This window comes from Flavobacterium inviolabile, from assembly GCF_013389455.1.
GTDB lineage: Bacteria > Bacteroidota > Bacteroidia > Flavobacteriales > Flavobacteriaceae > Flavobacterium > Flavobacterium inviolabile.
On the sequence record NZ_CP058278.1, the window covers coordinates 3,361,412 to 3,385,014 of the forward strand.

Consider the following 23,603-nt stretch of genomic DNA (forward strand, 5'->3'; position numbering starts at 1 on the left):
CAATGACAACAAACGGAGCATGCCTCTTTTAGGACTGCTATTTCGGCAGCAGCTCAAAAAACTGTTCCTTCCCTTTTGCTGACAAATACGGATAGACAGCATACAGAAAGATCGTTGTGTGCCGGTCAATATGCGTTTTATTCACGCCTTTTTCTGAAATTTCTATCGAAGAAAGGTAAAAATCAAAAATGATCTGAACTCTTTTATATAAGAATGCATATTCATCCGGCAGTTCCGCTGCCCGGAATAAATCGGAAGCAATAAAATGTTCTATTGTTTCCAGAAACTGCATTTTACGGGAAATGATCAATTGCCGGTAATGTGCCGCAATGATTTCATTGGTACGCATGATATGAACAATGTCCAGGAAAACAAAACGGTATTCATAAATCAACGCAAAAAACCGGTGTACAAAAGCCGTCAGGTTAGATAAACTCACGGCGTTCAGCTCCATTTTTTTATATTCATCCCTGATCATCACAACCAATTCGAAGTATAAAGCTTCCTCTATTGCTTCTTTTTTCTTAAAATGATAGGTCAGATTTCCGGGGCTGATTCCCAGGTAATCGGATATTTTTCGCTGGCTTACGTTGGAAAGCCCATATTCGTTGAACAACAATAAACCGGCATCCAGTATTTTTCGTTTTGTTTTATTCATAGTACAAAAATAGAAAAATTAGTACACATGTACTAATTCAGATTTTATGGCTATCTTAGCTAAAATTTAAAGCAATGAAAGTTAGAGAAGAACAAATTATTAACAGTGAGCTGGCGCAAAAAAGCCTGGCTCAAATCGATTTTAAAGATACATTTTCCACTACTAATCATAAAGACTCCCTTTCGGAAATTGCAAAAATAATTTTTGGAACCAGACCCAAATGGGTACAGTTCCTTTTTGTCATCCGTCAGTTTTTAGTGAAATGTATCGGATTAAAGCCGCTTCCCCGCCAAGAACCGGTAGCCGGAGTCCGGGCTGGAAGCACGATCGGCTTTTTTACGGTTTATACCGTCGAAAATCAGGAAATCATTTTGGGAGCCGATGACAGCCATCTTAATTTCAGGGCTGTCATTACCGATACGCGGGAACCGCAATACAACATAAAGGTGACAACCTTAGTACAATACCACAACAATAAAGGCCGGTATTATATGGCCCTGATAAAACCGTTTCACCGTTTAGTGGTAAAAAACATGGTCAGACAGGCATACAGGGCTAACCCTTAATTGCGCACTTTAATCCTTTATAAAAAAGTGTTTCAATGTCGTACAATTCAGAATAATTGATAATTTTAAGGAGTACAATTGCTTTACAATCCATTCTTATGAAGAAAACGACTGCCCTACTCCTCTTTTTAATCAGCATGACAAACTGCTGGGCATTAAAACCGGACAAGAATTATATTTCCAAACCGGAAGACCTGCAATTGTCTTATAAAGAACAGCAAATAAGCACCAAAGACGGACTGAACCTGCTTTCCTGGACTATTGCACCGGACAAAACCGCCGATAAAAAAACAACCGTCATTTTAACCTATGGCGATTCCGGCAATATGTCCTACTGGCTCAACCAGGCATGGGTATTGTCCAATAGCGGCTATACGGTAGTACTGTTCGATTACCGCGGTTTCGGGCATAGTGATGCTTTTGACATCAACAACGATTATTTGTATTATAACGAGTTTGCCACCGATCTTGAAGCGGTGATCCAATGGACCAAAACCGCTATCAAAAACCCAAAAACCGGGATCTGGGCGTTATCAATGGGAACCATCATGACCAATATGGCATTGCAGCATCAAAAAGTTGATTTTGTTATTGCAGAAGGACTGGTTTATGATCCGGCTGTAATTGCACAAAAAATAAAGGCTCTCAAAAACAAAACAATAATACTGCCCGACAACCGGTTTGACATCCAGAAGCTATCGGCTAAAATTGATTGCCAATACCTGTTGTTTGTCGGAACACAGGACAAAATGACGACTGCCGAAGACAGCAAAAAATTTGTTCAGATGGCACCCAAAAGGAAATTATCTGAATTTGACGGAAACCATCTGGAAGGTTTTAGCAAACTAACCAAAGAACAATTCGGAGATCTTTACGTCCGGCAAATGGATGCTTTCCTGAACGGGAACTAACGACTCCTGCTATTCAAAAAGTTAACGGAACCGGACAAAAAATCGTGTTGCTAATTTCGAAACGCGACAATAGTGCTTAAATATTTTGTGTAATTTTGAAGCAAATTTGGATGTATTAAGATGACGAACGAACAAACCGCGATAAGAACCACTTACTTCAGTATCATTGGAAATACATGCCTGGCACTAATAAAAGGATTTACCGGTTATTTTGGTAATTCCTATGCCCTTATTGCCGATGCGATCGAATCGACTACCGATATCTTTGCCTCGTTTTTGGTTTTATTCGGCATAAAATACGCCAACCGGCCGGCCGATAAAAACCATCCTTACGGACACGGACGCGCAGAACCGTTAATCACTTTCCTGGTGGTTGGCTTTCTGATCACTTCGGCTACGGTTATTGCTTATGAAAGCATCATCAATATCGGGACACCGCACGACCTTCCGAAACCCTATACCCTTATCGTTTTAGGCGCCATTATTATCTGGAAAGAAATTTCATTCCGGATGGTGTATAAAAAAGGAATCGAAACCAACAGTTCTTCCTTAAAAGCCGATGCCTGGCACCACAGAAGCGACGCCATTACCTCTTTGGCCGCTTTTATCGGAATTTCCATTGCCCTTATCTTCGGTAAAGGTTATGAATCGGCTGACGACTGGGCTGCATTATTTGCTTCTTTCTTTATTATCTATAACAGCTACCTGATTTTCAGGCCGGCTTTGGGCGAGATCATGGACGAGCATTTTTATGACGACCTGATCGAAGAGATCCGTACCGTTTCTGTAGGCGTAGAAGGCGTTATCGATACCGAAAAATGTTATATCCGCAAATCCGGTATGAAATACCATGTGGACTTACACGCTATTGTAGACGCTACCATTTCGGTAAAAGAAGGACATGCGATTTCCCACCGGCTACAGGACACTTTAAAGTATAAGATCCCGGAACTGGGGCACATCCTTATTCATATAGAACCCAATGACGAATAAGGTCAGAAAACCGAATACTTTCTTATAACCGGCTGCCGGTTTCAATATAAAAATGGGAAACAATATCGTTCTGCGTTGGTAACAGAAATAAAAAACGACGAAACCCGATAATGTTATCGTATTTCGCCGCTTGTTTTATAAACTATCGGGTATAACCTTTGTATTAGCTGTTATTTTTTAATATTTCCCTTGCATTATCGTTAGCCGGATTCAGTTCCAATGATTTTTTATAGGCTTTAAGTCCCTTTTTCTTTTGCCCGGTTTTCATCAGTGCTTCGCCATAACTGTCGAAGGTGTTAAAGGCTTTTGGATAAAGTTCGGTGTTTAGTTTAAAAACCTGCAGCGCTTCTTCATCCTTGTTCCTGTTCAGCAGTTCGTAAGCAAAATTGTTTACCGCCTCTTCATTAATATTATAATCCGAGCTTTTTCCTTTTTTGAATTCCTGCCGGATATGGCCGACCGTTTTACCGGCAGAATTGTGATTGGCATAATACGACGAAATTGTTTTCAGGTTCATTGTCCGCTCCTTTTCTTCCTGTTCCTTCAGGGTTTCCACACGGTAGTATTTTCGCTCTTCATCGGTAACTTTTGTCGTGTCAATTTTATACCTGACCCACTTACCATCAGCGGCTTTGTTCTTTATGAACTGCGTGCCGTAAAGCTGTGGTTTTCCTCTTCGCATCAAATCCCTGTCAACTGCTGCCGCATACCACCATCTGTTTAATGTGGAATCCAGTTTTATTGCCTTATCAAAACTTTTTACTGCCATGGCCGAAGCAACGGTATCGTTACCATGCTGGAACACGATTCCGGCATTCAGGTAATCTTTAGCCGTTTTGACCTTGTCTTCCGCATAAAGCCGGGTCACCCTGCTCCGTCTCAGGCTGTCTTTTTTATTAAGCACCGCCCAGTCTATTTTAGCGACCATTCTTTCCGACTGGTCGTCATCGGCCATTTTTTGAAGTTCTTCGTTGTCTTTTATTTGTGCAAAGGTCTGAAACGAAAAAAAGCATAAGAGGATTGCCAGAAAACCGGCTTGCGGCTGTATACAGCGTAGTTTGTTTGGAATAGTCGGATTTTTCATTGTATTTTTTTCGGCAAGGTATTTTTTTTCAGTATAACAAACTTGTAAAAATGGGACATGGAAAATTATTCCTGTAAATGCCAGAAAGTGTCTTCTTTTCCTAAAACGGTTCCTTTGCTGAAAAACTGCTTCGGTGAATGCGCTGTAAACTTTTCAAACGTTTTGTTGAGATGCGCCTGGTCACTGAAATTATATTCATGTGCCAATGTTGTAAAACTCTGGCTGTTGTTTGCAGCAAGTTTATGCACCATTGTTTTTCTAAAAAGCACAATCTGCTGGAATTTCTTCGGGGAAATGCCCAAATGTGTTTTAAAAATACGGACCAGCTGCCTGCGACTCAACTGCAGTTCCTTCCCTAAATCTTCAATGGAAAAATCATCATAATGCCTGAAAATATAAGCAATGGCTTGTTCCAGGACTTCATTTTTATATTCTCGGTACCTGCTGTGTAAAAACTGATCCAGCAGGTTGGCCAGTGTACTCACGTTGTCCGTTGCAAAGAGTGTATCCAGTTCGCTGCCGGTAAAAAAATCAAAATCGGTTATATAACCTGCAAAATCCTGATCACGGAAAAACTGCTGTATTCCCAACGGATTAAAAACAATGGCAACCCGGTGTACTGTTCCTGCCTGTTTTACCTGCAGTGCCTTTTCCCTGACCGGTGTGAATATCTGAAATGCCTTTGCGGCTTTATCATACACGATAGTACCATCCGGCATTCTGTTATGCGAACGGTATAAGGAAATGGTATTATTGAAATGGGGGAAACAGGTAAATCCGGCAATATCGTTTGTGGGTTTGATATCCAGATAATAATAATCCACATACGTAGCGATGACCTTGTTTTTAGGCTTAAATGTTTCAAAAATTACTGCCATTCTTTCCTTCGTAAAATTCTTCGAACTAATGTACAAAAATCTTCCCTGTTTTTTAAAATTTTGAAAGCACAGCTGACATACTGTTGTCACCTGTCGCTGTTATTTTTGTCCTGTTATTCATTCTAATCTACAAAACATGATAAAAGGAAAAAAAGTAAATCCGGAAGTAATGGAATTTACCAGTTTTAAAAAAGCGGAACATATAACCGAACAGGAACTTTTAAAAGCCGTAGCCGATTTTGAAGCCGGTTTCCTAGATTTGCAAAAAGGAATTGTCATGCATTGCCTTGTTAAGAATTCCAAAGACGAATATGCCAATGTGCTTTTTGCAGAAAACGCGGCAGTGCTGAAAGACATAGCCGAACAGCTTGCGGCAGAAGCTCCTTTTTTGACTTTCCTGAATGCTATTGACCGAAAAACGGTGACCGTAAACTATATGGATATCGAAAAAGCGGCAGTCCGGCTGCCGGATACGATTTCCTGTATCGAATTTGGCACTTTTGCCTTAAAAAGCGGTGACCGGGAAACCTTGCTTAAAATATCCGACACTATAGAAACCGAATATCTTAATTCTTTTGAAAACACCCAGCTGCATTTTATAGGCTCCCTTCCGAACGATCATTACGCCGAAGTAACTTTTGGGAAAGACCTTCAGAAAACCCAGGAAATCTGCGGCGGTTACCTGATCCACGACAGCTGTACTCCGCTTATGGAAATGATCGACGAAACGAAAATGACGCTGGATTTCTGGACCGTAATCGCTTAATATTTCTAAAAACAGTACTTTTGAAAATAAGACTACGCAACTAAATTCCAATAAAGATGAAAACCGAACCAACAGCCGCATTCCACATTATCGGAATAGCCGTCAGAACGACCAATGAGAACCAGCAAGCCGCAACCGATATCGGCAAACTCTGGCAGCGATTTATGTCGGAAGGAATTGCGGCCAACATTCCGAACAAAATTTCGGACAGTATTTACTGTATCTATACCGATTATGAAAAGGATTACACCAAACCGTATACTGCTATTTTAGGCTGTGCCGTATCCGGTTTAACCGATATTCCGGAAGGCATGACCGGAAAAACAATTCCTGCCGGACACTATCAGCAATTTACCGCCGAAGGGAATATTTTCCAGGGAGCAGTTGCCGATGCCTGGGTCAAAATATGGAATACCGATATTGACCGTGCCTATACGGCCGACTTTGAGGTTTATGACGAAAGAGCACAGGATCCCGAAAATGCCATTGTAGCCATTTTTATTGCGGTACAATAAGGTCTCATCCAAAAAAGGCAACCCGGTTTGGGGTTGTCTTTTAGGATCAGGAAGTATTATTTTTGCTATAAAGCAGGTATGGTGTTTGGTATTGAGTGCGTTTTATTGTTTATCGGATGAAGTAGCGTTTTTTTACTTTGCAGATTCAAGTATGTAGGTCAAAAAAATATCCTCCCTTCCTCCCAATCCAATAAGATTATTCCTTTTTTCGCATTATCCCCCTATACATTATTCTGTTATCTGCATAAAAAAGGCAATATCCTGGGCAATAATCAAGCTATTACTTATTGTCTGCTAAAATATTTTTACAGAAAAAACCCTTATATATCGTACTTTTAAAGACAAAAACATTATTTTTTCATTTTTTTTCACATAAAAAATTGTTTTTTTATTATTTTTTATTTAGGTTTACAAAATATCCCTCCTATATAATACCTCCCCCAAGAAGAATAAAGAAATAAAACAGTATTCTAAATACTTGTTTGTATCATAAATTTAAAATTAAACGCCATGCAACAAAAAGTCAAAAAGCCAGGAGTGCTTTACTCCCCGTGTTTTGTATCCGTCTTTTTCGGGATACGCCCGATTATTAAGAAACTACCTTTAGCATTACTGAAAAACAAGTCCCTTATGTGGGCTAAATTGCAAAGTATGAATGCCCAAAGGGAAGTCTCTCTAAAAAAAACAGTACCAAATTGTCTGTATAATTTTTCCTGTAATATTAATTAGACAGTATATGACACAAAATTACCGCACCGGTAGCAGGCTGTATGCCCTGTTGCCCTTACTTCTTTGTGCTTATACGGCCCATTCCCAGGACCTCATCTGGGAAAAATCGTATGGCGGCAAACATGCCGAGTTTTTAGCCCATGTTGTGCCCACACCCGACTATGGTTTCTTACTCGCAGGAAGCTCTCTTTCCGACAAGAACGGAAACAAGCAAACACCATCCGGTGGCAATTTCGATTACTGGCTCTGGAAAATGGACGAATACGGCAGTCCCGACTGGCAAAAAAGCTTTGGCGGCAGCGGACTGGATTTCCTGCAAAGTGCCCGGATCACAGCCGATGGCGGTTTTATCCTGGCCGGAGTGTCTAACTCACCGAAAGGCGGCGATAAAAAAGAAGATTCCCGCGGTCAGGACGACTACTGGATCATCAAGCTCGATGCCAAAGGCAATGAGCAATGGCAGCGCACCATTGGCGGCAGCGGTCAGGAACAGCTGGCCTGCATCAGCCCCACTAAGGATGGCGGGTATATCGTTGGCGGATCTTCTTCCTCAGGAAAATCCGGCGACAAAACCGAAGCTAATCAGGGTAACTTAGACTACTGGATCGTAAAACTGAATGCTTCCGGAACCATCGAATGGCAAAAGACCTATGGCGGCCGTTATATGGATCAGCTGAAAACGGTGGAACAAACCAAAGACGGCGGCTATATCCTGGGTGGTTATTCCAATTCTCCGGCTTCGGGCGACAAGCAGAGCGACAACATCGGTACCGGCGGGGATTACTGGATCATCAAAACCGACAAAGCCGGTGCTATCGAATGGCAGCGTACCCTGGGTGGTGATGGCGATGACAACCTGAGTGCGCTGATACAAAGCCGTAACGGCGGCTACGTGCTGGGCGGCAGTTCCAATTCCAATCCTTCAAACGACAAGAGCCGAGCGAATACCAAAGGTACCGATTTCTGGATCGTCCGTCTGGATGACAACGGACAAACGCTTTGGCAGGAAACCTACAACTACGGAGCGGTAGATTTGCTGACCTCGATAGTAGAAAATGAAGACGGTACGCTGCTCCTTGGCGGTTATGCCCGGACAGAAGTATCGGACGGAAAGAAAGACAAAAAAGACATCAACGATTATATTGCTTTAAAGATCAATGCCAAAGGCGAAGAGCTCTGGAGCAAAACCGTGGGCAGTGATGGCGAAGACATTCTGAACGGACTGATTGAAACCCGCGACGGCGGTTACCTGCTGGCCGGAACCTCCAAAGGCAAGCCGTCCCGTGATAAAAGCAGCGGACATGGCGGGAATGATTTCTGGGTGGTAAAACTCAAAGACCGCTATAAAAAAGAAGTAGAGAAACCGGTTATTGAAGCACTGCCGAATCCGGCACAAAACTTTACCAATATCGTGGTGGGCTATGAATTTCAAAGCGGTACCGCTTCGGTATTTGACCTGTCCGGGAGACAGCTTCAACAATTCAACATTGATAGCCGGACTGTCCCTGTAGATTTAAGCCGTTATCCGGAAGGGATTTATATTATAGAGATCCGTACCAATCTGCAAACGGATTCTGTAAAAGTGATTAAAAGTATAAGCCACAATAAATAGTAAATAGATAATTATGAAAAAACATATAATAGTCCAAGTGGTTATGTTACTACTTGTAGTCTGCAGTTTACGTTCACAAACTGTAAAAGATATTAATGATAAACTTAATTATGCTACAATCTCCAATCCTGATGTTTTTAGTTTTGAAAAGCATAATTTAAAAAAAGTAAACCATTATGTTGGCAAAGCAGATATATCAATACCACTCTATAATATTGAAACGGGAAATATTAACTACCCGATAACTTTATCTTATGATTCGGGAGGTATTAAAGTTGATCAGTCTGCTTCTGATGTTGGACTCGGGTGGAATTTATCAAAAACGGTAATCACCAGAATTGTAAATCAAGCCAATGATTTTAACAGCATTGGTTTTAATCAGATTGACACAGATTATGTATTCACTGATGCGGTAGAACAGAATAAAAATTTTAATGTTGGTAGTGCAAGTTCAGTAAGAGGCAATTTAGGTCACTTTTTGATTCAGAAAACTAACAGTGAGATGACTTTTGATCGAAGAAAGGTTGATTTTTTACCTGATACTTATAACTTCCATTCCAATAATTACAGTACTAGTTTTATATTTCAGGATATAAATACACCTGTGGAGTTAGCGCCAAAGGGAACAATAATCTCGGCAGTTAAAGGAAAAGCTTTATTCAACACCAATTTTTACGGTAAAAATTATCCTAATGGTAATATCTATTTATATGAATTTCCAACTCAGGATTTTTTTACAATAATAGTTACCACACCGGATGGAATTAAATATACATTCAGTGATTTCGATTTATCTGCGACTTTTTTTGCAACGGGTTTCCTTGGTGAGTACTCTTTTACACCCGGAGGTTTTATAAATCAATATCCAGCCCAGATTTCTGCTTGGCATATTACAAAAATAGAGGATACCAATACAGGTAAGAAAGTCCAATTTTATTATGACACCACTCATTCCAATCCTTTCAACGAAAATATTCTTTATGAGAATACTATAAAAAGAACCCAGCGCTTTTTTAACTATTTCAGAATACCATATTCTGATGCACTTACGGTTAACAACTGTACCCGTTATTGGACAGGAGGAGGATCAAGTATCGTAGACTATACACTAAATAGTGATAGTAGAGTTGATGTTCAAAAAAAACGATTAAGCAGAATTGTTTTTGATAAAGGAGAAATCACTTTTAAGTATAACAATAATGAAGGTGCAAATTCGGGGATTGGGAATACTCGGGAAGATATTTATAATGGTGATTTTTTAACACAGATGACCGTGAAAAATTTCAAAAACGAAATTATTAAAACAGTAGCTTTCAAGTATGATTATTTTAATTCCAGTTATAATGTAGGAGAGTTTAATCCAGATAATGAATATAATCCTTACCGTTACAAAAGGCTAAAACTGTCAAGTATTGAAGAATCTGGAAAAAAACCATACATTTTTACTTATATTGAAAACATAAAATTACCTCCTATTAACTCCTTTTCAGTTGATTTTCTCGGGTATTATAATAATTCTGCTGACGTTTCAAATATACCAACGCTATTAAGCCTTACGCCTAATCCTAAACTATATTATTATCCGAATAAAGAAGAGCAATCGCTTTTACCTTTCCTGATACCTAATATTCCAAATGCTACTATAAATGGCTATTTTAATAGAGAGGCAAATGAATTCTCTAAAGCATGGTCGCTTAAAAAAGTTGAATATCCAACAGGAGGTTTTTCAGAATTCGAATATGAGTCGAATACTTTTAATATTAATGGTATTGATATTAAAGGTGGAGGAATAAGGATAAAAAAACAAATTTTAAACGATGGTTCAGGGAATAGCAGATACTTGGAATATGAGTATAAAAAAGATAATCAACTGAGCTCAGGAAATCTCGACAATTTTCCATTTTTTGGGCATCCTTTAGTAAAGGCTTTTAATGTACAGTATCAAACTAATCAAGGACTTGATGAAGACATCCCTGCTACAATAACAACTATTGGAAATGTGGTTTATGACACTAATGAATGGAAACTATTAGATAAGAGTAACCTGGCAGAAGATATCACTTCGGGTGCTTTTGTAGGGTACTCCAGAGTTATTGAAAGAGAAACTGGCAATGGATACAAAGAATTTTTTTATACATCAAGCGAGACCAATAATTTTAAAAATAAAATTTTTAAAGCCGATCCATACGATCTGCCTGTAAGCATCTGTGAAATCTATCTGGCTACAACCAATATTTGTATGAGTCCTTTTATTAAAGCCAATAGCGGTATGGGAGGGAATATTTTCACTGATAATTCTTATAAAAGAGGAAAATTGTTAGAAGAAAATATTTTCAATCAGAGCAATCTTCTGGTCAAGAAAACGGTAAATACATACAATGATGTGGTCTATAATGAAAAATCATTTTATCAGCCAATTACACATCCATGGCGTGTGCAAAATGAAAATAACATCGGAGTACTTTTTGCCGTAAAGAAGAAGTATAAAATAAGTAATTACCTGTTAGCGTCAGAAACTATAAAAGAATATTCAGAAAGTGATGAACTCAGTAAAGGGATAAAATATACTTATAACAACAGGGGTCTAATTAAATCATCTTTGGAAAATATAGATAATGGTATTGGTGAAACTAAAATGACAAATGTGTACTATCCGGATGATATCACAACCATTAATAGTTTACCAAACGGATCGTTGGCCACAGCGCCGTTTAATGCTTTTATCGCATTAAAACAGAAAAATAACATCAATACACCCGTGCAGATCAATACCTTTAAAAACAACCAATTGATTTTTACCAAACGGGCATTATATAAAAACTGGGGGAATAACATTATTCTTCCGTGTATTGTACAAACAGCAAAAGCTGCGAATAATCTGGAAGATAAGATTATATACAATTTGGTGGACACCTCTAACGGTAACTATTTGGAAGCACAACAGCAAAACGGAGCTAAAATCTCTTATATATGGGGATACAATAAAACATTGTTGATTGCAAAAATTGAAAATGCAGCATATACTGATATTCCGCTTACTACAATAAACAATTTGCAATCTAAATCAAATAGTGATACAGAAGCAAACTTAATTATTGCTTTGAATAATCTTAGAAATTCATTACCAAATGGTATGGTAACAACCTATACCCATAAGCCTTTAATTGGTGTGAGTTCTATAACCGATCCCAAAGGTAACACTACCTATTATGAATATGATCCTTATGGCAGGCTAAAAAACACCAAAGACGATGATAAGTATATTTTAAAAGAAAATGAATACCATTATAAGAATTAATATGAAAAAGATATTTTACTATTTATTATTGTTTCCGATTCTTATTTTTGGGCAGAGTCCTGATAAAAATTGGATAAAAACAACCCGTTATAAAGTTCCGGTTTTAAACGGAATCGCTACACCTGCTTTGAGTCAGGCAAAAATTGACCTTAGTTATATTGATGGACTTGGCAGACCAATACAGCAAATTAGCCACAAACAGTCGGCCTCAGGAAACGATATTATTACCCATATTGAGTATGATACATTTTTCAGACAATCAAAAGAATATTTATCTTATGTCAATCAAGCTCCATCTTTAAATTTCATTACTTCAGCAAAGAATGACACCCATAATTATTACAACGTACTGTCTTCGGCAACAGGTAATCCTTATTTCGAAACGACTGCCTATCCCTATAGCGAAAAGGTATATGAGGAATCTTCTTTAGATAAGGTTATGGTACAGTCGGCTTCGGGTAACACCTGGGCAGTCGGCACCGGACATGAGATACGAAATAGTTACTTTTTTAATAAAAGTACTGATGCTGTAATTTTTTTCAAAGCAGTAACAACATGGGATAATGCTAAAGGTCTTTATGATATTAATCTGGTTCAAAGCGGTACGTATTCCCCCGGTCAACTTTATAAGAAGGTTATAAAAAATGAAAACTGGATATCTGGCACTAACAATACAACAGAAGAGTATAAAGACAAAGAAGACAGGATAATTTTAAAACGATCGTACAATAACGGAGCACATGACACTTATTATGTGTACGATATTTACGGCAACCTGACCTACGTTATCCCTCCGTTAGCGACTGCCCCGTTAACGCAATTAAATGATTTGTGTTATCAGTATAAACATGATAAAAACAACAGGCTTATAGAGAAAAAAATGCCGGGAAAACAATGGGAATTCATTATATATGACAAATTGGACCGGATTGTAGCTACAGGGCCTGTTTTTTCTCCATTTACAAATAATAATACAGAAGGATGGATCATAAATAAATATGATGCTTACAATAAGAATATCTACACCGGTTGGTACACCGGTCATCCGGCTAATACTACAGGTAGAAAAGCAGTGCAAGACATCCATAATGCTGCAACGGTATTAAATGAAAATAAAACAGGTACAGGTGTCATCAACAATGTGTCTATAGCTTATACCAATACTGTTTTCCCTACAGGTTCATACCATATATTAAGTATTAATTATTATGATAACTATACCTATCCGAATGCACCTGTAGTTCCGCAGCAAATAGAAGGACAGTCGGTTCAACAAAATGTTAAGGGGCATATAACAGGAACCTGGAACAGGATTTTAACCTCAACGAATGAGACCAACAACCAGCTTACCTATGATTTTTATGATAAAAAAGAAAGGTCAATTCGAAATCGTATTAACAATCATTTCGGTGGTTATACTCAAATTGATAAAAAAGTCGATTTCACAGGAAAAACAGAGTATAGTAAAACCACTCATAAAAGGAGTAATACTAATACCGAGATTCTAATCACAGATACTTACACCTATACAAATCAGGATCGGTTATTATTACACAAACAGCAAATTAATGGTGGTCCTGAAGAGTTAATTACTAAAAACACTTATGATGAATTAGGGTTGTTAATTTCTAAGAATATAGGAGGTCCGGATGCAACAGGAGCTATAGGATATCAAAAAGTCGATTACCGTTACAATGTTCGTGGCTGGCTGACCGATATCAATAACATCAGTCCTGTGGGAGATCCGGTACTGCGAATGGAAGAGACCGATTTATTTGGTTATAAAATCAACTATAATCAGGTAACCGAAACAGACGAAGATGGCACTGTGTATTATGGTACAGCAAGTGTCTATGGTCAGGTAAAACCTCTTTATAACGGGAATATTTCTGAAACTTTCTGGAAGACAACCAGTGACAACATTCTACGAAAATATGGTTATCGTTATGATAATTTAAACCGCTTATTGGGAGCTTATTATCAAAAACCATTATCGAATGAACCAATATCGAACTCTTATGATGAATCCGTCAGTTATGATAAAAATGGTAATATAACAAAATTAAAACGTACCGGTAATTTGGATCATCCCAATATTACGATCGATATCGATGATTTAGCCTATACTTATAACGGTAACCGTTTGATGCGTGTAAACGATACTACCAATAATCCGGAAGGATTTAAAGACAATGGATACAATAATACATATAATGATTATGCCTATGATGCTAACGGGAATATGATTCAAGATGAAAATAAAAAGATTACGAATATTGTGTACAATCATCTGAACTTACCAATGGAAATAACGTTTTCCGGCGGAAATAAAATCAATTATCTTTACAGTGCTGCCGGGGTTAAGGTACAGAAAAAAGTGACTGACGGCAGCGATGTCAGCAAAACCGATTATTTAGACGGATTTCAGTATATTAGCAGTAAATTGGCTTTTTTCCCGCATGCAGAAGGCTATGTTAAGGTTACTGATGATATTCACTTTAACTATGTCTTTAATTATACTGACCATTTGGGGAATATACGGGTAAGCTGGGCCTATGACAAGGTGATTGACCGTGTAAAGATCATGGAGGAAAGTCATTATTATCCGTTTGGATTAAAACATAAGGCTTATAATACACAGGAGTATTTGTTCAGCATGCCAATGGACGGGTCACCGGGTTATAACGCCCCTGTTTTAGAACAGCTAAATAGTATGCCTAATCCTTATCAGTATAAATTTAACGGAAAGGAATTACAGGATGAATTAGGTCTTAATGTCTATGACTATGGTGCAAGGAATTATGACCCTACGATTGGAAGATGGATGAATATTGACCCATTAGCAGAACAAGGGCGCAGATGGTCTCCTTATACTTATGCAATGGATAACCCCGTTTACTTTATTGATCCAGATGGAATGTGGGTTAGTGATGGCAAGAAAATTATTAGCTCTTCTCACCGAGGAAATGTAAATATGACAACAACTCGTACTTTTATAGGTCATGGTAATTTTAAGAATGATATAGGAAGAAATGCGGATAAAGTTATATTTCCTGGTATGACTAAATTACAACATTCACATACTATACCGACTTCAGGTGGAAATTCGACTGGGTCATCAACTGAGTTAAGTGCTAAATACGCCGGTAGTCAAATAATTGGTAATGACATAACAACTTCAGTATCTTTAAAAACTACCACTGCTACAGGAACATATTATAATTCCGATGGCAAGGTAGTCTCAAGTATTTCAGATGCTAATACTTTTGTATCAACAACTAATACAAAAATAATGACAGTAAATGTAGGTGTAACAGGTGCTTCTGATACAGTTAATGTAACAAATATTACTAATGTTACAACATATAATGTTTCGGGTAAGTCAGGAATGGCAGACTTTGGAGGCTTGCAATTGACAAATGGAAAAACTAAAACAAATAGTTCAAATTCAACAATGGAACTTTCATATGCACCAGAATCACTTAAAGCGGCAGTATCAAATGAAGTAAATAATAATAGTAAAGCTATACCTAATAATTCTGCAGAACATGTTGAAAGTACTGTGCAAAGAACTTTTGACCAAGAAAAAACATATAATGAACATGAAATTAATAAAACAAGAAAATAAAACAGTATGAAAAAAATATTAAAATTTATATTAAACTATATTAAAGTTTATTTATTTGGAGGACTAAGCAGTTTACTATTATTAATATATCTGATAATATCAGACCCTTACTTCCGTAATATGGATTTTAAGCTTGAAGGGTTTAAAGTTAAAATTGAAGAATATCTTTTATTTACGTTTAACATACCCGTTATTTTAATGATTATATTCTGTGTTTTTCTAATAATTAAAGGTGATTCGAAAAGAAATAAGCTAATTATTTTTCTATCTTCTTTGACTGGTATCATAACTTTTATTGTAGCCGATACTCCTATTAAGAAAGCATTGTTTTATTCTGAAAATGTTTTGATAGGTCAATTAGCTGTGCTTATCGCTTATATTGTTCTTTTTTTTATAGTCATAAAACAAGAAAAAAAGTTGGATGTAGATATTGATTCTAATTAATATATGATGCAGTAATGCCAAGTTTATTAAGAATAAAGGAATTATTAAAAGAATTATTTTGTGAAATTATTCTAAGTATAGTCTCTTTAATTTAATCCATAATTAAAACTATGATTATCAATAGTTCGTATAAAAAGATGACCATACGGATGTGGTTACAATAACCCTATAAGTTTTGATGATCCAGATGGAAGATATCCAATCTGTATTGTAAATTAGAAAAATTGAAATCTGATGAGTAAGACTGGAATTTTTGAAAATATTAAGCAATTCATAATTAGAGAACGCTGGGAATATGATTTTCCCTTGACACGTGATACTTCAATACAAGAAGATTTACTTATTTACGGTGATGATGCTGTCGAATTCATAGTTAAGTTTGGAAAGGAATTTAGTGTAAATGTTTCAAATTTTATGGCAGCAGATTATTTCCGTGCCGAAGGAGGAATAAATCTGCCACCAGTTATAGCTCAATTGTTCCCTAAAAAAAATAAAGGCTATAAAGAACTTACAATTGGAGACCTTGAGAAAGCGGTAATTGCTGGTAAATTGGATGAAGAAGTTTTGAATAAAAATAAACCCCGATAGCGCGGATTTGTAATCCGCGCCAATAAAGAGAAGCAAATTACAACTCTAAAAAAACCAATATCCTCGTGTAATCAATTAGCTGTAGTATTAAAATGTGTAGTGCCAAATACTAATTACAAGGAGATACATACTAACAAAACGAAGTACAATATAACTATTCAAGTAAAAAACTCTGTCGTTAGCAGTAAGTAGATATACCATTGATTTTTGAAAGAAATGCAGAAAGAAAAAGAGAAGCAGAAGAAAAAGCAAACAATGAGAACAACAGGTAAAATTTTAGGAGCAATATTAATCTTATTATTATATATTGGTTGTAAAGACGTGAAAAAACAACCAGCCAATAATATCAATAAAAAGACTATTTTTTATAACAAGGGGGTTGAATTTAAAATAGATTTCCCAGATACTATTTATAAAGGGAAAAGTTATAATGGAAAAATAATTTATAGAAATATATTAGATACTATTACGACCGATTTAGATAATGATATAAATAAAAAGAATAATAGATATATTATTTTCGCAATGGCCAGGACTAAAAATATTGATTATGATGAAAGCTATCTTCATAAAATAGTTAAAGATACTTTTGGGGCAATTGATAATAATACTATTCCTTTTTATGACATAAAATTCAATGAAACAGGAGTATTCTATATAGATGGTATTATAAATGATCAGGGCTATATAAAATTAGAAAAAAAGAATGAAAAGGGAGAAGAACCCATGCGAATAATAACAAATGAATTTCGAGCTTCTCATAAAGTGATCGTAATTGATAATACCCAATAATACAAATTTACAATCCCTGACAATGGATATACGAATACGAGTGGTGATGTTTTAGGAAGTCCTCCTGAGAGTTTAAAAACATCAGAAGTTGATCAAATAATTCAAAATAGTTATAAAGCAAATTAATATTATGAGAAAGTTATTATTTCTAATTTTATTGTTCTTAATTCCCAAATGCGTATTGGGTCAATCTGCTGAACAAAAATTTTTATTAATTTTTTCTGAAACAAAACAGAAAACCAAGATTGATAAATATAAAGCTTCTTTGAAGGCAATTAAATATGACTCTTCTGTGGAGTTAAAAGATGATTTTAAAATTTCAGATGTTTTTTTAAAAGATTTTTCAGACGGTCACTTTGAATCATGTCAAAAAAGAGATTCGATATATTTGACATTCAATTATAGTAATGATTCTTTTAATATTGACAATAAATATGGAGAAGCAAATAGGAAGAAAATTGATGAAATTTTAAAAAACAAGAAGACATTATTTTCCGTTAATGTAAAATCAAAAAAAATCATTCAATCAAAAATTGATTATTATTATGTTTTAATAAAGTGTACAGCTTGTTCTGGCATTTTAGACAACATAAGTGCTTCAAAAAATAATAACGATTCTGTACTGTTAATTAAAAATAATATTGAAGAGATACCAAATTTTGAAATTGATAATGTTAGCGCATATAAAATCTATAAAAGCTTAATAAAACATTAAGATTCATAAAAAGTCAGAAACTCGTTTCAGTATTCGGAATACAGGGATGGGCGCAACACATGTGTCCATCCTTATGTTAATCCAATTATTAATGGAGAAAAATGGTGAGAATTTTAGAAAAGGTCACCTTAGTAGATCCTACCTATAATGCTTATCCTTTACCAAAGACTGCCAAGTTTATTAAGAATAAAGGAATTATTAAAAGAACTATTTTATAAAATTATTCTAAGTATAGTCTCCTTAATTTAATCCCTAATTAAAACTATGATTATCAATAGTTCGTATAAAAAGATGATTCAAAAATAAATAAGACAGTTCTTTTTCTGTCTTCTCTGACTTGTATAACAACTTTCGGAGATAAAAAAAAGAATCGTTATATTCGTTTTATATTGACAACATCAGATAATATAAATATTAGTAAGTACATGATGGATGAATAAGTATAAACTATTTTTTACAGGTATATCGCTGTTAGTTGTAACCGGAATTTATTCGCAAACGAAATTTAAAACTGAGTTTTATACCGTTACTGTCCCAGAAAATACAACTTATACGATGTTTAACACTACCCGTGAGGCAGAAGCAAATATTGATATCTATGAGTTTGGAGCAGATGGCAAGATTAAATATTTATTGTATCTGATGTCTAATAAGATGAGCGGAGCAGTAAAAGTTGATGAGAATAACTTTGAAGATTTTTTAACGGATTTGTATGAGCTGGTTATTACGGACATTGAAAAACAGGATGGAAATCTAAAGATTTATTTTTCTTACAATGATAGCGAATTCGTAAGAGGAATCGTCTATCTCTCAACGGAGAATGATGTTCTTAGCCGATTTGTTTTTCTTTTACCAAATCCCGATGCAAAAAAAACTTTTAGTAATGAAATTGATCGAATGGTCACAAATATTATTAAGACTAAAAAACATTGGTAAACACTTCTTATTTAGTTGGCTTTCAGCACAAAAAAGATGTTTTAAAGTTTTTCCAGCATGCAGAGGGTTATGTTAGTGCTACCTATGGATTTGGGGATGTCCTATACGGAGAATAGTTTTACAGGAGTGTCCTCCATTATGGAAGAGGTTTGGTTTAAAACATAAGGCCTGTAATGCTCAGGAGTATATTAATAACACATAATGACAATGCGGCTATTGGGCTCAGAATCCCAAAAGAGAAACACTCTTTAATTACACCTATAATAATCGCACCTCTTTATTCCCCAGCCGGTAAACGCCATACGCCCACTCCATAACCGCCTGAAAATTACCCCTTGTGTAAATTCAGCAGGCAAATCCGGTACACTTTCGTATTTTCGATATAATTTCATACTTTTGGAGTACTAAAAAAATTAAAAAAATGGCACAAATCACATTAAAAGGAAATACAATTCACACTACCGGAGAATTACCGCAGGTTGGTACACAGGCAAAAGATTTTCAATTAGTTAAAAACGATCTTTCGTTAGCTTCCCTATCCGATTTTAAAGGAAGTAAAGTTGTTTTAAACATTTTCCCGAGTGTGGATACCGGTACGTGTGCGGCATCTGTTAGAAAATTCAACGAAAAAGCAAGCAATCTGGAAAACACAAAAGTATTGTGTATTTCACGTGACTTACCATTTGCACAGGCTCGTTTTTGCGGAGCGGAAGGATTATCGAACGTGATCAATCTTTCTGATTTTAAAGACGGTAGCTTCGGTAAAGAATACGGCCTGACAATTGCCGACGGACCTTTAGCTGGTTTGCTTTCCCGCGTTGTTATTGTTCTGGACGAAAACGGCGTGGTAAAATACAGTGAGCAGGTTCCGGATATTGTGGACGAACCTAATTACGAAAATGCTTTGGCAGCACTTTAAAATTTTAAATGAAACAAGATAATTCCTTTTTTACCGGTAGGCTGAAAAGTGTCGTGTATGCTTTTAAAGGAGCTTACAAACTAATCACAACCGAACACAGCGTGATGATTCAGTTCAGCCTGGCTGTTTTGGTTACACTGGCCGGATTCTATTTCAGAATATCGCAGGTGGAATGGCTGGTGCAGACACTGGCAATCGGACTGGTTTTAAGTATCGAGGGATTGAATACGGCTGTTGAAAAAATTGCCGATTTTATTCATCCGGACTACCATCAAAAAATAGGTTTTATAAAAGACATAGCCGCAGGTGCTGTATTTTTTGCAGCCCTTGCCGCTATTGCTGTGGGATTAATTATATATTTGCCACGGATAATCTGATTCACCGTACGGCGACAAAATTTGACTATTGTAAATGGCAAAATCAACAAAAAAAGAAACTCCGGATAAAGGAGAAAAAACAGCAAAACCGAAATTCTCCTGGCAAATTTCACGTCAGTACAAAGTCCTGTTCGGGGCTTTACTTGTTTTATTTTCGGTTGCGTTGCTGCTCTCTTTTATCTCCTATTATATCTATGGTGATTACGACCAGAGTTCGTTAACAAGCTTTGGTGACCGAAGTGAGAAAACATACAACTGGTTAGGGAAATTCGGGGCTTTTCTGTCCGATTTTTTCCTGTATAGAGGATTCGGAGCGGCTTCTTTTCTTTTTGTGCGCCTGTTCTTTTTAGCCGGAACCTATCTTTTGGTCGACCTGTCGCTAACCAAACTTAAAAAAACTATTTTCTGGGACCTTTTTGTAATGGTTATCCTTTCTGTACTCTTTGGTTTTTTCTGGAATGTAGTACCGCAGTTAGGCGGTATCATCGGGTATGAAATGAACCTTTTTGTACAGGATTACCTGGGCAAAACCGGAACCTTTTTAGTATTGCTGTTTGGCGTTATCATTTACCTGATCTTCAAAATAAAAATTTCCACCGAAGGCATTAAAGATTTCTTTGAAAAATCGAACAAATCCTTTACAGACGAGTTAAATCTGGACACGCCGGTTGCCGAAAACCAGAACAATTCACCGGTAGCCTTAGCCGATGAAATAATTGACGACACCATTATTACTTCTAATCCAAGTCTTGATTTTAACGATGAAGAGGACGACGAAGTATTGTCCAATATTGAATTAAAGACCAAACCTTCTGCATTTGAGATCAATAAAGAAGCTTTAAAACCCACTATCGCACACCCTTCGGAAATCAGTCTGAAAACTAAACCTGTCGAACCGGAGCCGGCAGCCATAATCCCGACAGCTCCTGTTTCGGAAATTATAAAAACCGATGACGAGCATTTTGTAATCGAAAAAATCGAAGAAGAAGCTGTGGTGGAAGAAAATCTGGCGGCAAGACTTGTCCGTGATTTCGGGGAGTTTGATCCCACATTGGAATTATCCAATTACCAGCTGCCATCCATTGACCTGTTAAAGGAATATACATCCGGCGGCATCACCATCAATCAGGCAGAGCTGGAAGAAAACAAAAACAAAATTGTTGAAACCCTTCGTAACTATAAAATCGACATTGCCCAGATTAAAGCAACCGTTGGTCCTACAGTTACCTTATATGAAATTGTACCCGAAGCCGGGATCCGGATTTCCAAAATCAAGAGCCTGGAAGATGATATCGCCTTATCGCTTGCCGCTTTAGGAATCCGTATTATAGCTCCAATTCCGGGTAAAGGAACCATTGGTATCGAAGTTCCGAACAACTCCCCTACTATGGTTTCGATGAAAAGCGTTATCGCTTCTCCGAAATTCCAGACAGCAGAAATGGAACTGCCAATCGCTTTAGGAAAAACCATTTCTAACGAAACCTTTGTGGTTGACCTGGCAAAAATGCCTCACCTTTTAATGGCCGGTGCAACGGGTCAGGGTAAATCGGTTGGTTTAAATGCCGTATTGACCTCGCTTTTATACAAAAAGCATCCGGCAGAAGTAAAATTCGTATTGGTCGATCCTAAAAAAGTGGAATTGACCCTTTTTAATAAAATTGAAAGACATTATTTAGCCAAGCTTCCGGACACGGAAGATGCGATCATTACCGATAATACCAAAGTTATCAACACACTGAATTCTCTTTGTATCGAGATGGACAACCGTTACAACCTGCTGAAAGATGCGATGGTGCGTAACATTAAAGAGTATAACGAGAAATTCAGACAACGAAAATTAAATCCGGAAAACGGACACCGCTTCCTGCCGTATATCGTTCTGGTTGTGGATGAGTTTGCCGATCTGATCATGACCGCCGGTAAAGAGGTGGAAACGCCTATTGCGCGTCTGGCACAACTTGCCCGTGCCATTGGTATTCACCTGATTATCGCAACACAACGTCCGTCGGTAAACGTTATTACCGGTATCATTAAAGCCAACTTCCCGGCACGTATCGCTTTCCGTGTAACCTCAAAAATTGACTCGAGAACCATTCTGGACAGCCAGGGAGCCGATCAGTTAATTGGCCGCGGGGATTTACTATACACGCAGGGAAATGACCTGGTTCGTGTGCAATGTGCCTTTGTTGACACACCGGAGGTAGAAAAAATTACGGAATTCATCGGTTCTCAGAAAGCCTATCCGAATGCATATTTGCTTCCGGAATATATTGGTGAAGAAAGTGGCATAAGTCTTGATATAGATATTTCCGACAGAGATTCTTTATTTAGAGAAGCCGCAGAAATTATTGTAACCGCACAGCAAGGTTCGGCTTCTTTATTACAAAGAAAACTGAAATTGGGATACAACAGAGCCGGACGCCTTATCGACCAACTGGAAGCTGCAGGAATTGTAGGTCCTTTTGAAGGCAGTAAAGCCCGAAGTGTACTCATTCCGGACTTATCATCCCTGGATCAATTCTTTGCTAATGAACAAAATGATTTTTAAAATGCGTACTTTTTTTCAGTTTATCACCTTACTACTCTTTGGTTTAACCCTACAGGCACAGGAAGCCAAAAAGGCAAAAGACCTGTTGGATGAAGTTTATACCAAAGCGAAAAGCTATGACAATATTGTTATTGATTTCCGCTTTACGCTTCAAAACACCAAACAAAACCAGGATCAGGACAGTAAAGGAAACGTGACCCTTAAAGGCAATTTATTCGTACTGAACTTTATGGGCGTTACCAAAATGTTTGACGGAAAGAAAAACTATACGATCATCCCTGAAGACGAAGAAATTACCGTATCCAAATATGACGAGAATGATGAAAATTCCATTACGCCGTCTAAAATACTGACCTTCTTCAATTCCGGCTACAAATATGCCTGGGACAAATTGCTAAACATCAGAGGCCGTAAGATACAATACATCAAACTTACGCCGCTTAGCGCCAAAGATAAAACCAAAGAAATTTACTTAGGCATTGATACTCAGACAAAACACATCTACAATAAGATCGAAATCGCGAAAGACGGTACAAAAACCACTTTGACTGTTAATTCTTTTAAAACGAATCAGCCTATTTCGAAAAATCATTTTACCTTTACCGAAAGTAAATATCCTAATTACTACATCAATAAATTAGATTAA

The 23,603-nt window shown here is 37.0% G+C and carries 20 protein-coding genes; 17 read left to right on the forward strand and 3 right to left on the reverse strand.

The window, feature by feature from the left end; genetic code table 11:
• Positions 1-37: 37 nt before the first annotated feature.
• Positions 38-658: a TetR/AcrR family transcriptional regulator gene (locus HW120_RS15130; RefSeq protein ID WP_177735052.1), complete on the reverse strand. Its 621-nt coding sequence runs from the start codon at positions 656-658 to the stop codon at positions 38-40.
• Positions 659-732: 74 nt separating this feature from the next.
• Between HW120_RS15130 and HW120_RS15135 the strand changes: the two genes are divergently transcribed.
• From HW120_RS15135 to HW120_RS15145, 3 genes are all read left to right on the forward strand, one after another.
• The gene (locus HW120_RS15135) at positions 733-1,224 is read left to right on the forward strand and encodes a DUF2867 domain-containing protein (protein WP_177735054.1); all 492 of its coding nucleotides are present in this window, start codon (positions 733-735) and stop codon (positions 1,222-1,224) included.
• Between the two features lie 98 nt (positions 1,225-1,322).
• Positions 1,323-2,135 (forward strand): alpha/beta hydrolase, encoded by an 813-nt coding sequence (locus tag HW120_RS15140; RefSeq protein ID WP_177735056.1) that lies wholly within the window; start codon positions 1,323-1,325, stop codon positions 2,133-2,135.
• 120 nt (positions 2,136-2,255) lie between these two features.
• On the forward strand, positions 2,256-3,128 hold the full coding sequence (locus HW120_RS15145) for a cation diffusion facilitator family transporter (protein WP_177735058.1): 873 nt from the start codon (positions 2,256-2,258) through the stop codon (positions 3,126-3,128).
• A 163-nt stretch (positions 3,129-3,291) separates the two neighbouring features.
• Here the strand turns inward: HW120_RS15145 and HW120_RS15150 are convergent, their stop codons facing one another.
• On the reverse strand, positions 3,292-4,212 hold the full coding sequence (locus HW120_RS15150; protein WP_246297000.1) for a tetratricopeptide repeat protein: 921 nt from the start codon (positions 4,210-4,212) through the stop codon (positions 3,292-3,294).
• A 65-nt stretch (positions 4,213-4,277) separates the two neighbouring features.
• The gene (locus HW120_RS15155) at positions 4,278-5,090 is read right to left on the reverse strand and encodes a helix-turn-helix transcriptional regulator (RefSeq protein WP_177735060.1); all 813 of its coding nucleotides are present in this window, start codon (positions 5,088-5,090) and stop codon (positions 4,278-4,280) included.
• Between the two features lie 136 nt (positions 5,091-5,226).
• Here HW120_RS15155 and HW120_RS15160 point away from each other — a divergent pair, with 136 nt between their 5' ends.
• The 14 genes from HW120_RS15160 to HW120_RS15225 all read left to right on the forward strand — a co-directional run bounded on the left by HW120_RS15160 (position 5,227) and on the right by HW120_RS15225 (position 23,603).
• Entirely contained in the window at positions 5,227-5,856 is a 630-nt protein-coding gene (locus HW120_RS15160; RefSeq protein ID WP_177735062.1) for a hypothetical protein, read from the forward strand.
• Positions 5,857-5,912: 56 nt separating this feature from the next.
• Positions 5,913-6,371 (forward strand): GyrI-like domain-containing protein, encoded by a 459-nt coding sequence (locus HW120_RS15165; RefSeq protein ID WP_177735064.1) that lies wholly within the window; start codon positions 5,913-5,915, stop codon positions 6,369-6,371.
• A gap of 736 nt (positions 6,372-7,107) precedes the next feature.
• Entirely contained in the window at positions 7,108-8,712 is a 1,605-nt protein-coding gene (locus HW120_RS15170; RefSeq protein ID WP_177735066.1) for a T9SS type A sorting domain-containing protein, read from the forward strand.
• Positions 8,713-8,725: 13 nt separating this feature from the next.
• Positions 8,726-12,010 carry a hypothetical protein gene (locus HW120_RS15175; RefSeq protein WP_177735068.1) on the forward strand — a complete coding sequence of 1,095 codons (3,285 nt, stop codon included), beginning with the start codon at positions 8,726-8,728 and terminating at the stop codon, positions 12,008-12,010.
• 1 nt (position 12,011) lies between these two features.
• Positions 12,012-15,638, forward strand: coding sequence for a DUF6443 domain-containing protein (locus HW120_RS15180; RefSeq protein WP_177735070.1), 3,627 nt, complete (start codon positions 12,012-12,014; stop codon positions 15,636-15,638).
• Between the two features lie 6 nt (positions 15,639-15,644).
• Positions 15,645-16,082 (forward strand): hypothetical protein, encoded by a 438-nt coding sequence (locus HW120_RS15185; RefSeq protein ID WP_177735072.1) that lies wholly within the window; start codon positions 15,645-15,647, stop codon positions 16,080-16,082.
• Between the two features lie 234 nt (positions 16,083-16,316).
• On the forward strand, positions 16,317-16,670 hold the full coding sequence (locus HW120_RS15190) for a DUF1493 family protein (RefSeq protein ID WP_177735075.1): 354 nt from the start codon (positions 16,317-16,319) through the stop codon (positions 16,668-16,670).
• A gap of 207 nt (positions 16,671-16,877) precedes the next feature.
• Positions 16,878-17,462, forward strand: a complete 585-nt coding sequence (locus tag HW120_RS15195) for a hypothetical protein (RefSeq protein WP_218618731.1) — start codon at positions 16,878-16,880, stop codon at positions 17,460-17,462.
• A gap of 130 nt (positions 17,463-17,592) precedes the next feature.
• Complete coding sequence (locus tag HW120_RS15200) at positions 17,593-18,177, forward strand: hypothetical protein (protein WP_177735079.1); 585 nt, start codon at positions 17,593-17,595, stop codon at positions 18,175-18,177.
• 432 nt (positions 18,178-18,609) lie between these two features.
• Entirely contained in the window at positions 18,610-19,113 is a 504-nt protein-coding gene (locus tag HW120_RS15205; protein WP_177735081.1) for a hypothetical protein, read from the forward strand.
• 421 nt (positions 19,114-19,534) lie between these two features.
• Positions 19,535-20,032 (forward strand): thiol peroxidase, encoded by a 498-nt coding sequence (gene tpx / locus HW120_RS15210; RefSeq protein ID WP_177735083.1) that lies wholly within the window; start codon positions 19,535-19,537, stop codon positions 20,030-20,032.
• A gap of 8 nt (positions 20,033-20,040) precedes the next feature.
• Positions 20,041-20,409, forward strand: a complete 369-nt coding sequence (locus HW120_RS15215; RefSeq protein ID WP_177735085.1) for a diacylglycerol kinase family protein — start codon at positions 20,041-20,043, stop codon at positions 20,407-20,409.
• 34 nt (positions 20,410-20,443) lie between these two features.
• The gene (locus tag HW120_RS15220) at positions 20,444-22,957 is read left to right on the forward strand and encodes a DNA translocase FtsK (protein ID WP_177735087.1); all 2,514 of its coding nucleotides are present in this window, start codon (positions 20,444-20,446) and stop codon (positions 22,955-22,957) included.
• Between the two features lies 1 nt (position 22,958).
• Positions 22,959-23,603 (forward strand): LolA family protein, encoded by a 645-nt coding sequence (locus HW120_RS15225; protein WP_246297001.1) that lies wholly within the window; start codon positions 22,959-22,961, stop codon positions 23,601-23,603.

What these genes read in the sequence shown, in the direction of transcription:
- HW120_RS15165 (WP_177735064.1), top strand. Translation starts at nt 5,913, where the DNA reads ATGAAAACCGAACCAACAGCCGCATTCCACATTATCGGAATAGCCGTC.
- HW120_RS15180 (WP_177735070.1), top strand. Translation starts at nt 12,012, where the DNA reads ATGAAAAAGATATTTTACTATTTATTATTGTTTCCGATTCTTATTTTT.
- HW120_RS15215 (WP_177735085.1), top strand. Translation starts at nt 20,041, where the DNA reads ATGAAACAAGATAATTCCTTTTTTACCGGTAGGCTGAAAAGTGTCGTG.
- HW120_RS15205 (WP_177735081.1), top strand. Translation starts at nt 18,610, where the DNA reads ATGAATAAGTATAAACTATTTTTTACAGGTATATCGCTGTTAGTTGTA.
- HW120_RS15220 (WP_177735087.1), top strand. Translation starts at nt 20,444, where the DNA reads ATGGCAAAATCAACAAAAAAAGAAACTCCGGATAAAGGAGAAAAAACA.
- HW120_RS15225 (WP_246297001.1), top strand. Translation starts at nt 22,959, where the DNA reads ATGCGTACTTTTTTTCAGTTTATCACCTTACTACTCTTTGGTTTAACC.
- HW120_RS15130 (WP_177735052.1), bottom strand. Translation starts at nt 658, where the DNA reads ATGAATAAAACAAAACGAAAAATACTGGATGCCGGTTTATTGTTGTTC.
- HW120_RS15150 (WP_246297000.1), bottom strand. Translation starts at nt 4,212, where the DNA reads ATGAAAAATCCGACTATTCCAAACAAACTACGCTGTATACAGCCGCAA.
- HW120_RS15175 (WP_177735068.1), top strand. Translation starts at nt 8,726, where the DNA reads ATGAAAAAACATATAATAGTCCAAGTGGTTATGTTACTACTTGTAGTC.
- HW120_RS15190 (WP_177735075.1), top strand. Translation starts at nt 16,317, where the DNA reads ATGAGTAAGACTGGAATTTTTGAAAATATTAAGCAATTCATAATTAGA.
- tpx (WP_177735083.1), top strand. Translation starts at nt 19,535, where the DNA reads ATGGCACAAATCACATTAAAAGGAAATACAATTCACACTACCGGAGAA.
- HW120_RS15185 (WP_177735072.1), top strand. Translation starts at nt 15,645, where the DNA reads ATGAAAAAAATATTAAAATTTATATTAAACTATATTAAAGTTTATTTA.
- HW120_RS15140 (WP_177735056.1), top strand. Translation starts at nt 1,323, where the DNA reads ATGAAGAAAACGACTGCCCTACTCCTCTTTTTAATCAGCATGACAAAC.
- HW120_RS15155 (WP_177735060.1), bottom strand. Translation starts at nt 5,090, where the DNA reads ATGGCAGTAATTTTTGAAACATTTAAGCCTAAAAACAAGGTCATCGCT.
- HW120_RS15200 (WP_177735079.1), top strand. Translation starts at nt 17,593, where the DNA reads ATGAGAAAGTTATTATTTCTAATTTTATTGTTCTTAATTCCCAAATGC.
- HW120_RS15160 (WP_177735062.1), top strand. Translation starts at nt 5,227, where the DNA reads ATGATAAAAGGAAAAAAAGTAAATCCGGAAGTAATGGAATTTACCAGT.
- HW120_RS15135 (WP_177735054.1), top strand. Translation starts at nt 733, where the DNA reads ATGAAAGTTAGAGAAGAACAAATTATTAACAGTGAGCTGGCGCAAAAA.
- HW120_RS15145 (WP_177735058.1), top strand. Translation starts at nt 2,256, where the DNA reads ATGACGAACGAACAAACCGCGATAAGAACCACTTACTTCAGTATCATT.
- HW120_RS15170 (WP_177735066.1), top strand. Translation starts at nt 7,108, where the DNA reads ATGACACAAAATTACCGCACCGGTAGCAGGCTGTATGCCCTGTTGCCC.